Annotated in this window: 11 protein-coding genes and 1 pseudogene; 8 read left to right on the forward strand and 4 right to left on the reverse strand. The window is 59.3% G+C overall.

Features of this window, described 5'->3' with window-relative positions:
* The first annotated feature begins 1165 nt into the window (after window positions 1-1165).
* The 4 genes from ltrA to PspS34_RS06740 all read left to right on the forward strand — a co-directional run bounded on the left by ltrA (window position 1166) and on the right by PspS34_RS06740 (window position 4819).
* Window positions 1166-2863, forward strand: a complete 1698-nt coding sequence (gene ltrA, locus PspS34_RS06725) for a group II intron reverse transcriptase/maturase (RefSeq protein ID WP_159389532.1) — start codon at window positions 1166-1168, stop codon at window positions 2861-2863.
* Between the two features lie 95 nt (window positions 2864-2958).
* Window positions 2959-3456, forward strand: a complete 498-nt coding sequence (locus PspS34_RS06730; protein WP_154860800.1) for an MFS transporter — start codon at window positions 2959-2961, stop codon at window positions 3454-3456.
* Window positions 3457-3488: 32 nt separating this feature from the next.
* A complete protein-coding gene (locus tag PspS34_RS06735; protein WP_090453698.1) occupies window positions 3489-4265 on the forward strand; it encodes a class II glutamine amidotransferase in 777 nt (258 codons plus the stop codon).
* 11 nt (window positions 4266-4276) lie between these two features.
* Complete coding sequence (locus tag PspS34_RS06740; protein ID WP_095945362.1) at window positions 4277-4819, forward strand: DUF2937 family protein; 543 nt, start codon at window positions 4277-4279, stop codon at window positions 4817-4819.
* 44 nt (window positions 4820-4863) lie between these two features.
* On the opposite strand, the gene PspS34_RS06745 is transcribed toward PspS34_RS06740, so the two are convergent.
* From PspS34_RS06745 to PspS34_RS06750, 3 genes and pseudogenes are all read right to left on the reverse strand, one after another.
* Window positions 4864-6975 carry a TonB-dependent receptor gene (locus tag PspS34_RS06745; protein WP_150814874.1) on the reverse strand — a complete coding sequence of 704 codons (2112 nt, stop codon included), beginning with the start codon at window positions 6973-6975 and terminating at the stop codon, window positions 4864-4866.
* Between the two features lie 14 nt (window positions 6976-6989).
* Window positions 6990-7252 (reverse strand): annotated as a pseudogene (locus PspS34_RS28455) (MFS transporter); the annotation flags it as partial.
* Window positions 7253-7513: 261 nt separating this feature from the next.
* The gene (locus tag PspS34_RS06750) at window positions 7514-8443 is read right to left on the reverse strand and encodes a LysR family transcriptional regulator (protein ID WP_090453704.1); all 930 of its coding nucleotides are present in this window, start codon (window positions 8441-8443) and stop codon (window positions 7514-7516) included.
* A 146-nt stretch (window positions 8444-8589) separates the two neighbouring features.
* On the opposite strand from PspS34_RS06750, the gene PspS34_RS06755 reads away from it, so the two are divergent.
* From PspS34_RS06755 to PspS34_RS06770, 4 genes are all read left to right on the forward strand, one after another.
* On the forward strand, window positions 8590-9876 hold the full coding sequence (locus PspS34_RS06755) for an MFS transporter (RefSeq protein WP_090453706.1): 1287 nt from the start codon (window positions 8590-8592) through the stop codon (window positions 9874-9876).
* A 73-nt stretch (window positions 9877-9949) separates the two neighbouring features.
* Window positions 9950-10702: a 5-oxoprolinase subunit PxpA gene (locus PspS34_RS06760; protein WP_057715992.1), complete on the forward strand. Its 753-nt coding sequence runs from the start codon at window positions 9950-9952 to the stop codon at window positions 10700-10702.
* A complete protein-coding gene (locus tag PspS34_RS06765; protein ID WP_154860798.1) occupies window positions 10699-11403 on the forward strand; it encodes an allophanate hydrolase subunit 1 in 705 nt (234 codons plus the stop codon). The genes PspS34_RS06760 and PspS34_RS06765 overlap by 4 nt, the downstream gene beginning before the upstream one ends.
* The gene (locus PspS34_RS06770) at window positions 11400-12326 is read left to right on the forward strand and encodes a biotin-dependent carboxyltransferase family protein (protein WP_154860797.1); all 927 of its coding nucleotides are present in this window, start codon (window positions 11400-11402) and stop codon (window positions 12324-12326) included. The genes PspS34_RS06765 and PspS34_RS06770 overlap by 4 nt, the downstream gene beginning before the upstream one ends.
* A gap of 103 nt (window positions 12327-12429) precedes the next feature.
* Here PspS34_RS06770 and PspS34_RS06775 read toward each other — a convergent pair whose 3' ends face one another.
* A complete protein-coding gene (locus tag PspS34_RS06775; RefSeq protein ID WP_008055445.1) occupies window positions 12430-13608 on the reverse strand; it encodes a VWA domain-containing protein in 1179 nt (392 codons plus the stop codon).
* Window positions 13609-13617 lie beyond the last annotated feature (9 nt).

Here is a 13617-nt window from a genome sequence, read left to right on the forward strand (position 1 = left end):
GCATTCGCGAGCAAGCCCGCTCCCACATGGATAGCGCCCAACAGTCAGGCATTGATGCAGCCTGATGGGCGAAAAGCCGTTATCATAAGCGCCTCTGTGCGACACGCGTAGCGTGTCTCCAAGACTTCGAGGTGTAGAGTCATCTTGAAGGGCTTCCGAAAGGAAGCCAAGAGCTTGGGTACCCAACCCCAAGAAACAAAACCCTCCCAGAAGTCCAATGCCTTCAAGGACTTGCCGCAGCGGCGGTGGCAAACTCAAGGTCGATTAGCGCTCGGTAGCTCGACCGCAGTACCAGATTTTCCGGTACTGGAGTGCCTACTACACATCAGCCCTGTTCAGGGCTAAACCCATGCGGGAGAGAATCCCCGCTGGGGTTCCCTCCTGCTTTTGAAACAGGAGGTAACAATTTCTTTGGGCATGCTGCCTCGGCAGTCCCTGCTCACATCAAACCGGAGACATGAGCGAAAGCTCTGTCTGTCATTGTCCATCTACCTTGCTCGCAAGGTGGCAGCGGACTCGTTGTGCGACCAACGATAGCCTAGGAAGACATGCGTCACTGGTAACGGTGAGGTGTGAAGCTCTTCTCACAATGTAGTCCCCGTCAGGGTGTGCTTTTGCCGCGAGGTAAAGCATAGATACTCGGAGCAGTGCCGGGTTGAGACGCTAGGCTGGTTGGTATGGGTAACGTAAGTGAACTGCTGATAAACGCCGTAATTATGAACAAGCCAAAACTGCTGTCAGGCTTGAGCCAAAAGGCACGTGGTCGGATACCTCTGTAGAGGCTTGAGGTACGTCGTCATAGGACCATCGGTGAAAAGGCAGGCCCTAAACCAATCGTGTGATAGGCAGGGAACGTGGTAAGCCCGTATGGCCGCCTTCGGGCAGGTGAACCGCAAGGGGATCTGTTGGCTGTGCGGGTATGGGATCGCAGAGAAAGCGAAAGCCGGGCTGTAATGGCTCGGATAGGGGTTGGGACATTACCTCACGGGAAACCGGGCAGACTTCTGCGTGGTCTTTCGTCGCATGAACTCTGACTGAACCTGTCTCAATGATCTTAGAGACCCGCAGTATTGGGCCTCCTACTAATCCAACCCTGACGGGAGCGTCCATTCCCGTCAGGGGATGCGTACGTCTTCTGCTCGGGGAAACTTGAGAGGAAGGCAGCATGATAGAGCACAGCCAAATGGCCGTGCCTGCGCTTTCCGGCACTCCGCAACAATGGCATGACATCGATTGGTGTCGTGTTCAGCGGAATGTTCGGGCAATGCAGGTGCGGATTGCGAAGGCTTGTCGGGAAGGCAAAGGGCGCAGGGTGAAAGCCCTGCAACGGATGCTGACCCGCTCTCGATCGGCCAGATACTTGGCCGTACGGCGAGTCACTGAAAACCAGGGTAAGCGCACGGCGGGAGTCGACCGCGTGCTCTGGGATACACCCGACGCAAAATGGAAAGCGGCAAATGGGTTGAAGCGTCACGGATATAAACCACGACCTTTACGGCGTGTGTTCATTCCGAAGTCGAATGGGAAGGAACGCCCTTTGGGTATCCCAACCATGACTGACAGGGCTATGCAGGCGCTGTATTTGCTAGCTCTGGCACCCATTGCAGAAACCAAGGGCGATCCGAACAGCTACGGCTTCAGGATCGAACGCTCTACGGCGGATGCGATGGGACAGTTGTTTGTTTGCCTGTCCAAGAAGGTTTCGGCCCAATGGATACTGGAGGCGGACATACAAGGCTGCTTTGATCACATTAATCATGACTGGATGCTCGCCAACGTCCCTACGGACAAAGCGATTCTTCGGAAATGGTTGAAGGCTGGCGTGATTCATAAAGGCCAGCTACAGGCAACGGATGCTGGTACGCCACAAGGCGGGATTATCTCGCCTACCTTGGCAAATATGGCGCTCGATGGTCTGGAAACACAGCTCAAGCAGTATCTGGGCGTGACAAGGGCCAGAAAGCTGAAGATCAACGTGGTGCGGTATGCGGATGATTTTGTGATTACTGGAAACTCGAAAGAGGTACTGGAAAGCGAAATCAGACCTTGGGTGGAGCAATTCCTGGCAGTACGCGGGTTGCAGTTATCCCCTGAGAAAACACATATCGTCCATACCGATCAAGGCTTCGACTTTCTGGGTTGGAATTTCCGTAAGTACGACGGGAAGCTTCTGATCAAACCGAGTAAGAAGAATGTCAAGGCGTTCTATCACAAGGTGAAGGAGGTCATCGACGCCAACAAGATGGCGAAGCAGGAGTATTTGATTCGATTGCTCAATCCCATCTTGAAAGGCTGGGCGCTGTATCACCAGCCTGTAGTAGCCAAGCAGGCCTACAGCCGCATGGATAATTTGTTGTTTTATGCTCTATGGCGTTGGGCAAAGCGGCGGCACCCGAACAAGTCACTGCAATGGATCGGGAAGAAGTATTTCCGAACTCAAGGAAGCAGAAGTTGGGTGTTTGCCACCACGATGTTGGAGGAAAACGGGACAAAAAAGGAGGTCGCTCTGTATTCGCTTGCGAGTACACCGATCGAACGACACAGGAAGGTTAGTGGGGAGTACAACCCCTTCGACCCTTCCATGGAAGAAATGGGCGAGAAGCTGCGGACGGCACAGATGCTGAAAAAGCTGAAGTATCGCAAACAGATTCTCAGTCTCTATCAAAGCCAGAAAGGACTGTGTCTGATGTGCAAACAACCGATTACGAAGGAAACGGGATGGCATGACCATCACATTATCCACCGCACTCATGGCGGTAGAGACACCCTGGATAACCGGGTACTATTGCATCCTATTTGTCACCAACAGCTTCACAGCCGTGGATTGACAGTGAACAAACCGGCTCCGCAAGGGGCTTTCTAAAGACTTGAGCCGTATGCGTTGAAAGGCGCACGTACGGTTCTTAGGGGGAGGCAGGCCAGTAATGGCCTGTCTCTACCCGACTTGCCTGCCTTGCCATGGACACCATGACCGAGAACGACTATCTGATCGCTTGGGGCCTCTACGCCTTCGCCGCTTTGGGCTGCCTGTTGGTGTGGATGCGCTTGACCCGCTGGATGTGGCGTTGGCTGCGTGAGCCGCTACGGCTGGCGATGGTCGTGCTGCTGTTCAGCCCGACCATCATCGACCCGGTCAAGGACAAAGTCGCACCGGCTCTCGCCATTACCGCGCTCGACCTGCTGTTCAAGGTCGGCAACAACGCCTGGCGGGCGATTTCCGATCTGTTCATGTACGGCATGATCGCGTTCGGCTTCTATCTGGTGCTGGTGGCGATCCGTTTCCCCATCGAGCGCGCCTCCAATGCCCGCAGGGAACAGGCTGCCGCCGCCAAAGCTGCCGTCCGTGCAGACGAGCCCGAGGACGATCAACCGTTCGGCGGTGCCGGCGATGATCGTTACGGTCGTCCGCCCGTGCCGAGCACTCCTCAGCGGATGCGAGTCGAACCCCGTCTGTAACCTTGCCCCTGCGATTGAGCGAGAGTCCGAGCATGTGTGAGTTATTGGGCATGAGCGCCAATGTCCCGACCGATATCGTGTTCAGCTTCACCGGGCTGATGCAGCGCGGCGGACGCACCGGCCCGCACCGCGATGGCTGGGGCATTGCCTTCTATGAAGGCCGTGGACTGCGGCTGTTCCAGGACCCGGCGGCGAGCTGCGAGTCGGAGGTCGCGAACCTGGTGCAGCGCTATCCGATCAAGAGCGAAGTGGTGATCGGGCACATCCGCCAGGCCAACGTCGGCAAGGTCTCCCTGTCCAACACGCATCCGTTCGTCCGTGAGCTGTGGGGGCGCAACTGGTGTTTCGCCCATAACGGCCAGTTAGCGGACTTCCAGCCAGTGGCCAGTTTCTATCGCCCGGTCGGTGATACCGACAGCGAAGCAGCGTTTTGCGATTTGCTCAACCGTGTGCGTGCGGCGTTCCCCGAGCCGGTCGAGGTCGAAGAGCTGCTGCCTGATCTGGTGGCAGCGTGCGCCGAATACCGCAGCAAAGGCGTGTTCAACTGCCTGCTCAGCGACGGTGACTGGCTGTTCTGCTATTGCTCGACCAAGCTGGCGCAAATCACCCGTCGTGCACCGTTTGGCCCGGCACGCTTGAAGGATGTCGACGTGATCGTCGACTTTCAGGCCGAAACCACGCCTAACGATGTGGTGACCGTCATCGCCACCGAACCCCTGACCGAAAACGAAACCTGGACCCGTTACGAACCGGGTCAATGGAGCCTGTGGCGACGCGGCGAATGCGTCAGCCAGGGCCAGACCGAATAAGGACTCCTTGCATGTTGCTCAGTTATCTACGGCTGGTGTTGTTTGCGGCGGGCCTGTTGATCGGTGTCCAGGTGCCGGGCTTCATCAGCGATTACGCCAAACGGGTCGAGGCGCACCTGATCGAGGCGCAGGCCAGTCTGAGCGGCTTCCAGAACACCGCCAATCAGTTCTTCAAGGGTGACATGCAAGCTCTGGTCGCGCATTACCGCGCCAGCGAAGACCCGATCTTTCGCAGCGACGCCGACAGCCTGGGCAACCTGCTGACCCGTCAGGTGGCGCTGGACAAGCAATTCCAGGCGATGCAGGGCCCGTGGTACATCCGCTTCCTGCAAGTGGTGCTGGCCGCCGATCCGGATATCCGCAAGGAAACCTGGAATGGCTACAGCTACCAGATCCTGTTGACGCCCGAAGCGATGGTCTGGGGCATGAGCGGCGCCTTGCTGCTGTCGTTCGGGATCGAGTGCCTGTTCCGACTGATCGACTGGGTGGTGCTGGGCGGCAAGCGTCTGCGCCAGAGCCGGCCGATCGAAGAGCGGGATTTGCGCGGTTTGTAACCCCGTCGAACGTCGAGGAGCCGGCAAGCCGGCTCCTCGGTTGATTACCAATCTATCGAATAGCTCATGCTCAAGGTACGGCCTTCGGCGTTGGGGTATGGCGCTTTGGCGTTGGCCTGGGCGAACAGGTTGACGTACGTGCGGTTGGTCAGGTTGTACACCCCGCCTTCCAGGCGACCGACCGGCAAGTACACGGAGCCGAGCAGGTCCACCAGCGTATAGCCTTCGATGTCGCGCCCGTTGTTGTCCTTGGCCGCAGCGTCGTAACTGGACAGGTGCATGCCTTGCAGGCGCAGGCTGTAGTCGTCTTCGGTGTAGCCGACGAACAGCGTGGTCTTGGCCGGTGAAATACGTGTTGCCGGCAGATCGATCCATTTCCCGTTCTGCTGGGTCTCGCCCTTGGCCCAGGCATAGGTACCACCCACCGACCAGTGATCGGTTGCGCGGTAGGTCAGGCTGTTTTCGATGCCGCGAACCCGCTCCTTCTGATTGATCAGACGCAAGACACGGCTATTGGCATCGTAGAACTGGGTCACGTCCGAGGTGTTTTCATAGACGGTGACGTCGGCCTGCCACCGGTCCCAGTCACCGCGCCAGCCCAGCTCATAGCTGTCGACCTTGATGGCCTGGGCGTTGAGGCTCTGGATGTCGAAGGTGCTGCTCACGTCACGCAGGAAGCGCTGGATGTCCGGCAGCGAAAAGCCCTGGCTGAAATTGGCGAAGACGTCCTGATGCTCACTCAGGTGATAGACCGCGCCCAGGTTATAGAGCGTGGCGTCGTATTTGAGGGTGTCACCGGGCAGGACGGCGCGTACGCCGGTCTGCACGATCTGCCCGTAGGCGATGCTGTCGGAGACCTCGCTTTCGATCCATTCGCGGCGCACACCGCCACGCAAGGTCCAGTCCCCGATGTCCCAGGACATCTGCCCGAACAGCGCCTTGGTGGTGGTTTCGATATCCGGGCCCATCTCGTAAGTGGTGCCGGTCTTGGTGTAGGTCAGCCCTTTGAGGGTGTATTGGTCACCACGCTGGCGGGAGCGTTCGTGATCATAGTCGGCGCCCCAGACCAGGTTGCCTGTGGCGCTGCCAATGGCCGGCAACGGCGTGTCGATGGCCGCACGCAGGCCGTAGACATCCTGCACGCTGTTGTTGTCGGCGATCCCGGCCTTGCCCCGCGACAGGTCCGGGAAGAACAACGCGTCGGCCCGGCGCCAGTAACTTTCCAGTTGCAGGCCCTGGCCGTAGAAGTCGTTGTCGGTGTAGTTGAGATTGGCCGCCTGGTTATGGGTATAGGGTTGGTCATCAAGTTTCAGCCCTTGGACCGCCACGGCTTGCTGCGGGTTTTTCGGGTCTTTGGTGTAGCCGGTGTCTTGCTGGTCCTTGTAGTCCTGCAGCGACAGGCTGAGTTTTTTGTCGGCATCCAGTTCGTAACCGAAACGACCTTGCAGGTCATAGGTTTCGGTGTCCATGTTGCTGCCCTGGGAGGTGTCCTGAGGGATGCGATTGCCGTTGCCGTCATACTGGTCGTTGCGCTGGGTCAGGTCGGCGGACACGTACCAGTCCAGGGCATCCTTGCGCCCGGTCGCACTCTGAAAGGCCTCGTAGGCGAAACCTTTGCTATTGAGGTTGTTGCCGCTGGTCAGGCCCAGTTTGCTGCTGTAGGCAAGGTCCTGACCCTGATTGCGCTTGGTGATGATGTTGATGATGCCGCCTGAGGCACCGGCACCGTAAATGCTGCTGGCGCCGGAAACCACCTCGATGCGTTCGATACTGGCCGGCGCGATGCTGTTGAGCTGGCGGAAGTTGTCACGCGTGGCGTTCTGCGACACGCCGTCGATCAACACCAGCATGTTGCGCCCGCGCAGGGTCTGGCCGAAGTTGCTCATCCCGCCGCTGGACGGCGCCAGGCCGGGAACCAGTTGCCCCAGAATGTCGGAGACCCGACGCCCCGCGCCACTCTGCTCGCGGATCTGTTGCTCGTCGATCACCTGGACCGAGCCAGGAATCGAGGCAATGCTCGCTTCGCTGCGAGTCGCGGAAACGACGGTGGCTTGCATGTTCAATGTGCCGGGTTGCTGGTCGCTGTCCTCGGCCCAGGTCTGGACGCTGACGGAGCCGAGCAGCGGAATCAGCAAGGAAAGTTTGGTTCGGGTCATGAGGTGGTCTTTTTTTAGTCGTGATAAGTGTGGCTAGGCAAATTTGCGGGGCCGGATGTGGAGGTGAATGAGCGCACCCGGCGGATCCCGAGGGCAAAACCCTGCTGGCTTGAAAACACGGTGTTGGCGATCAGTGCCTAGGTGATGGGGAACAGTGCGCCTTGCCAGATTCCCCGGAGACGAGAACCCCCAGCCATTCGTAAGCCAGCGCCGTGGCCGCCAGTGTCAAGGCGCAGAGCCAGGCAACGCTCTCGATGAGACGCAAGATGTAAGCGGGATCAGACGCTGGAAGCGGCGCAGCGCGGCGGGCGCCGGTGCATAGCTCAAATGGTCGGGGGTGATGCGGCGAGACTGGAAGGCCTGAGTGCCGAAGGCTTCGCTCCAGTGTGAGAGCAGTTGCTGCTGTCTTTGCGTGAAAGCGCGCATCAAGTCCGATTCCTTCTGGACAGTGGTTTAGCTGAATGCGCGCAGAGAATACATTTTCAAAATATTAATGCAAATGATAGTAATTGCTTGTTGTGCTGTGGGGCGCTCCTTTTCAGAGGCTGGCCAGGGGTTTGCTCAAGACCATGTAGTGCTCGCCCACCTTCTGCGCATAGTTCTCCACCACGTGCTGACACAACGTCACGATCTCTTCGACCCACTCCGCGCCGACCCGCCATGACACCACCACTTGCAGGTTGGGCGGGCGTTGGTCGATGGCCAGCAAGGTCAATTCCCCCCGCTCCAGTTCCTCGGCCACCAGCACCGGTGGCAATGCGCCGATGCCGAAGCCGTCGCGCAACAAACGGGTGATGGCCGACACCGAATTCACGCAGTTCAGTCGCGGTGTCATGACGCCATTGGCCTGCATCAGCGCCAGCACTTCCTGATGCGGATGGGAGTTTTTCGAATAAGTGATAATCCGCTCACGCGCCAGTTCGGCGACGTTCGTGTAATTGCGGTTGTAGATCGAGTTGCTGGCAACGATCCAGCCCATGGGGTGGCTGGCCAGTTCCAGGCTGCGCACGCTTTCCTGGCGCAGCAGGTCGGTCTGCAGGATCACATCGAGAAAGCCTTTTTGCAGCTGATCGCAGAGGTTGAGCGAGGTATCGGCCACCAGTTCGATTTCCACCAGCGGGTAGTGATCGGTCATCTGCGCCACCAACGGGCTGAGCCAGGTATGGATCACTGTGTCCATCACGCCGATGCGCACCCGCCCGGCCTTGCTCGAGCGGGTCTCGATCGACTGTTTGAGCGCCTGCATGGTGTCCATCATCTGCTCGGCGTAATCGAGCACCTTGAGGCCTTCGGGCGTCAGGCTCACGCCGCGAGAATCCCGCAGAAACAGCTTTACCCCCAGCTCGCTTTCAAGCACTGCGATGCGGCTGGAAATCGAGGCCTGAGTGGTGAAGAGCTTGTCGGCGGTCAGGCGGAAACTCTTGAGTCGGGCGACCCAGACAAAGGTCTCGAGAAACTTCAGGTTCATGGGATAAAGATTTCTTATGTCTAAGGCGGGTTTTTATTAGTTGGACGCAGCAGGGGCGCGCGTCCAAAAATCGGCGCATCCGGTTCCCACGATAGGCGTCGTCGGGGCTCAGAACAATACCAATAAAATCAGCGCGGAGATTTGCCATGAGTGCGCCCGACACCACCGCCATTCCGAAAGCCTCGGCCCGTCCGGGACCTTTCGACTGGTATCGCAACATCAATCAGCAGGAACGCCGCACCTTCTGGAGCTGCAAGATCGGCTATGGCCTGGACGGCATGGACACCCAGATGCTCAGCTTTGTGGTGCCAACCCTGATTGCCATGTGGGGCATCACCACCGGCCAGGCCGGGCTGATTCACACCAGCACGCTGATCGCTTCGGCCATCGGCGGCTGGGTAGCGGGTATTCTCTCCGACCGCATCGGTCGTGTTCGCACCTTGCAGCTGACGGTGCTGTGGTTTGCCTTCTTCACCTTCCTCTGCGGCTTTGCCCAGAGCTACGAGCAACTGCTGATTGCACGGACCCTGATGGGCTTCGGTTTCGGCGGTGAGTGGACGGCCGGCGCGGTGCTGATCGGTGAAGTCATTCGAGCCAAGGACCGTGGCAAGGCCGTGGGCATGGTGCAGTCCGGCTGGGCGCTGGGTTGGGGGTTGACGGCGATTCTGTATGCGCTGCTGTTCTCGGTATTGCCACCGGAAGACGCCTGGCGCGCGCTGTTCATCCTCGGCATCGTGCCGGCAATCTTCGTGATATTCGTCCGTCGCCTGGTCAAGGACCCGGAAATCTATCGTGAAGCCAAAGCCAGGCAGGAGCCGAGCAACCCGTCGAAGTTCTACGAGATTTTCGCCCCCGGCATGCTCTTCACCACGATTCGCGCTTCGTTGCTGACCACCGGCGCCCTGGGCGGCTACTACGCGATCACGTCCTGGTTGCCGACTTTCCTGAAGAACGAACGCGGTTTGAGCGTGCTCAATACCAGCGGTTATCTGGCGATGGTGATCATCGGGTCCTACGTGGGTTATGTCATCAGCGCCTATTTGACCGACATCCTCGGACGTAAAAAGAACTTCATCCTGTTCGCCGTCGGCTCGTTCACCATTGTGTTGCTGTACACGCAACTGCCGGTCAGCAACGGCGTGATGCTGTGGCTGGGCTTTCCGCTGGGCTTCTTCGCCTCGGGGATCTTCAGTGGCATGGGTGCATTCCTGACCGAGTTGTTCCCCACGCGCATTCGCGGTTCGGGCCAGGGTTTTTGCTACAACATCGGACGGGCGCTGGCGGCGTTGTTTCCACTGTTGATTGGCCTGCTCAGCCAGACCGTGCCGCTGAGTGTAGGCATCGGTGCCTTTGCGGCGGTTTCCTACGGCGTGGTGATCCTCGCGGCCTTGAGTTTGCCGGAAACCCGTGGCAAGCAACTCGACGCCCAGTAACTGATAATCTGCGGGGCTGTCTTACGGATATGTCCCGCAGCTGAAAAGAATAAAGCCTACAGGAGTGTTCAGTGTGAGCCGCCTGCTATTGAACTGCGACATCGGCGAGAGTTTCGGCAGCTGGACCATGGGTCTGGACGCGGAAATCATGCCCTTCATCGATTGCGCCAACATCGCCTGCGGTTTTCACGCCGGCGACCCGAGCATCATGCGCAAGACCGTCAGCCTGGCCCTCAGCCACGGTGTGCAAGTTGGCGCGCATCCGGCCTATCAGGACCTGGTGGGGTTCGGCCGTCGATCCATGGCCTATGCCCCCCAGGAACTTCAAGACATTCTGCATTACCAGATCGGCGCCCTCGACGGCATCTGCCGGGCCCAGGGTGGTCGTGTCAGTTACGTCAAACCCCATGGCGCGATGTACAACGACATGATGGCCAACCCGGCACAACTGCGCGCGGTGCTGCAAGCGGTAGCGTCCTATGATCGCAACCTGCCGTTGATGTTGATGGCCACCCGCGACAACAGCGCCGCCCAACAACTGGGCGATGAATACGGCGTGACCCTGTGGTTCGAGGCTTTTGCCGACCGCGCTTATGACAGCGCCGGCAGGCTGGTGTCGCGACAACTGCCGGGAGCGGTGCATCACGATCCGGAAAAAATCATCGAGCAGGCGCTGACCATCGCCCGTGGCGATCCGCTCACTGCCAGCGATGGCAGCGCCCTGCATTTGCAGGCCAATACCCTGTGCGTGCACGGCGACAACGCCAGTTCGGTCGCTGCCGTGCAACGCATCCGTGAAGCCTTGAACCGGCAGAGCGCGTCATGAAGCTGCGGGTGGAAGTGGTGGCGCTGGACTGCCTGATGGTGCGCCTGTTCGATGAAATTGCCGAAACCAACATGCCGTGGATGCTGGCGGCCAGTGAAAGTCTGCGCACGGCATTTGCCGGGCATCTGATCGATCTGGTGCCGTCCTACACCACCTTGATGGTGCATTACGACTTGACCGCGCTGAGTCCTGCCCAGGCCCGGGAATTGATTGCCCAGGCGTTGATCGATCTGTCGCCCAATGCGCGTACGCGCGGTACCTGCCATGTGTTGCCGGTGTGGTACGACTTGAGCGTCGGTCCGGAATTGAGCCTGTTGTCGCAACGCAGCGGGTTGGCGGTGGAGGAGGTGATCCGTCGTCACTGCGAGCGTGAATATCAGGTGTTTGCCCTGGGCTTTGCGCCGGGCTTCGCCTTCATGGGGCTGGTGGAAGAGGTGCTTGCCGCGCCGCGTCTGAACACGCCCCGCAAGAAAGTCGCCGCCGGCAGTGTCGGCATCGCCGAACGGCAGACGGCAGCCTACCCGGTGGTGTCGCCGGGGGGCTGGAACCTGATCGGCCGCACACCGGCCAAATTGTTCGATCGCAACCGTGACGGCTACAGCCTGATGCAACCCGGTGACACCGTACGGTTCGAAGCAGTTGGCCATGCCGAATTCATTAATCTGGGCGGTGACGATACGCCACTGGAGGCCCAGGCATGAGCCGTCTGACCATTGAAGCGAGTACGGCGCTGTGCCTGTTGCAGGATGCCGGTCGATTCGGCGTGCGGCATCTGGGCGTGACCCAGGGCGGAGCCGCCGATTGGCGTTCGATGTCCTGGGCCAACTGGCTATTGGGCAACGGGCTGGATGCGCCGGTAATCGAAATCACCCTTGGCGGATTCACCATCGCGGCCGAGGAGGATTGCGTGCTGGCCTTGGCCGGAGCGGATCTTGGCGCGCAGGTGGACGGCGAAGCGCTGGCGCCATGGCGCAGTTTCAGGTTGCACAAAGGTCAGCGTTTGCAATTCACCCGGCCGCTACTCGGCGCCCGGGCCTATCTGGCGGCGCCGGGTGGGTTTGATGCACCGAAAGTGCTGGGCAGCAGCGCGACGGTGGTCCGTGAAGAACTGGGTGGCCTGGACGGAATGGGCCATGCGCTGGGTGAAGGCGCGTCCTTGAGCTACTCGGGGAACTCGCTGGTATTGCTGCGGGAGTTGCCAAGCCAATGCGTGCTGGACTTCACCGGCGAGCCATTGCTGGATCTGGTGCTGGGTGCGCAGATTGGCGAGTTCAGCGGGCAGAGTCTGTTCGATGCGTTCAACAGCGTGTGGAGTCTTGACAGCCGAGCCGACCGGATGGGCATTCGCCTGTTGGGCACGGCGCTGCAGTACCAGGGCAAACCGATGATTTCCGAAGGTATTCCGTTGGGGGCGGTGCAAGTGCCGCCTGACGGGCAGCCGATTGTGTTGCTCAATGATCGGCAGACCATCGGTGGTTATCCGCGATTGGGGGCGTTGACACCGTTGGCACTGGCGCGGCTTGCGCAGTGCCTGCCAGGGGCGCGGGTGCGGTTGCGGCCGGTGGTGCAGGATGTCGCCCATCGTGAACAGGTCGAGTATTTGCAGCGCTTTTTGAAAGGCTAAAAGCTTCGCGAGCAAGCCCGCTCCCACATTTGATCTGTGTCGTGCACAAAACCAATGTGGGAGCGGGCTTGCTCGCGAAGAGGCCTCCACAGGCGACGAATTTCTACTTGGACAGAAACCGCATCCCTTCCTCCAGCCCGCGAAGGGTCAGCGGATACATCTGGTCCTCAATCAAATCCCGCACGATGTTGGTCGAAGAGGTATAGCCCCACGTGTCCTTCGGATACGGGTTGATCCAGATGAGTTTCTTGTACTTCTCCTTGAACCGCTGCATCCACACGTAACCGGCTTCTTCGTTCCAGTGCTCGACGCTGCCGCCCGCCTGGGTGATTTCGTAGGGTGCCATGGCGGCATCACCGATGAAGATCACTTTGTAGTCAGCACCGTACTTGTGCAGCAGGTCCATGGTCGAGGTGCGTTCGGAGGTGCGGCGCATGTTGTTCTTCCACACCGATTCATAAATGAAGTTGTGGAAGTAGAAGTACTCCAGATGCTTGAACTCGGTCTTGCAGGCCGAGAACAGCTCCTCGCAAATCTTCACATGGGCGTCCATCGAGCCGCCGATGTCGAACAGTAGCAACAGCTTGACGGTGTTACGCCGCTCCGGCCGCATCTGGATGTTCAGCAGGCCGGCATCCTTGGCGGTATGGTCGATGGTGCCATCGATGTCCAGCTCTTCGGCCGCGCCCTGTCGGGCAAACTTGCGCAAGCGCCGCAGGGCGACCTTGATGTTGCGGGTGCCCAGCTCGACTGAATCGTCGAGGTTCTTGTATTCGCGCTGGTCCCAGACCTTGACCGCCTTGCCCTGGCGCTTGCCGGCATCGCCGACCCGAATGCCTTCCGGGTTGAAACCGCCGGAACCGAACGGGCTGGTGCCACCGGTGCCGATCCACTTGTTGCCACCGGCGTGGCGTTCCTTTTGTTCTTCCAGACGTTTCTTGAACTCTTCGATCAGCTTGTCCAGGCCACCCAGGGACTGGATCGCCGCCCGCTCTTCGTCGGTCAGCGAACGCTCGAATTCCTTGCGCAGCCAGTCTTCGGGAATCAAGGCCTGCAAGTGGTCGTCGAGTTTTTCAAGGCCATTGAAGTAGGCACCGAACGCCCGGTCGAATTTGTCGAAATGCTTTTCGTCCTTCACCAGGATCGCCCGGGACAGGTAATAGAACTCGTCCATGTCGGCGAAGGTCACGCGTTGTTTCAGCGCGTTGATCAGGTCCAGCAGCTCACGCACCGAGACCGGCACCTTGGCTGCACGCATTTCATTGAACAGGTTGAGCAACATGGCGTTGAC

Origin of the sequence: Pseudomonas sp. S34 (assembly GCF_009866745.1) — a bacterium.
In the GTDB taxonomy this organism is placed as follows: domain Bacteria; phylum Pseudomonadota; class Gammaproteobacteria; order Pseudomonadales; family Pseudomonadaceae; genus Aquipseudomonas; species Aquipseudomonas jessenii.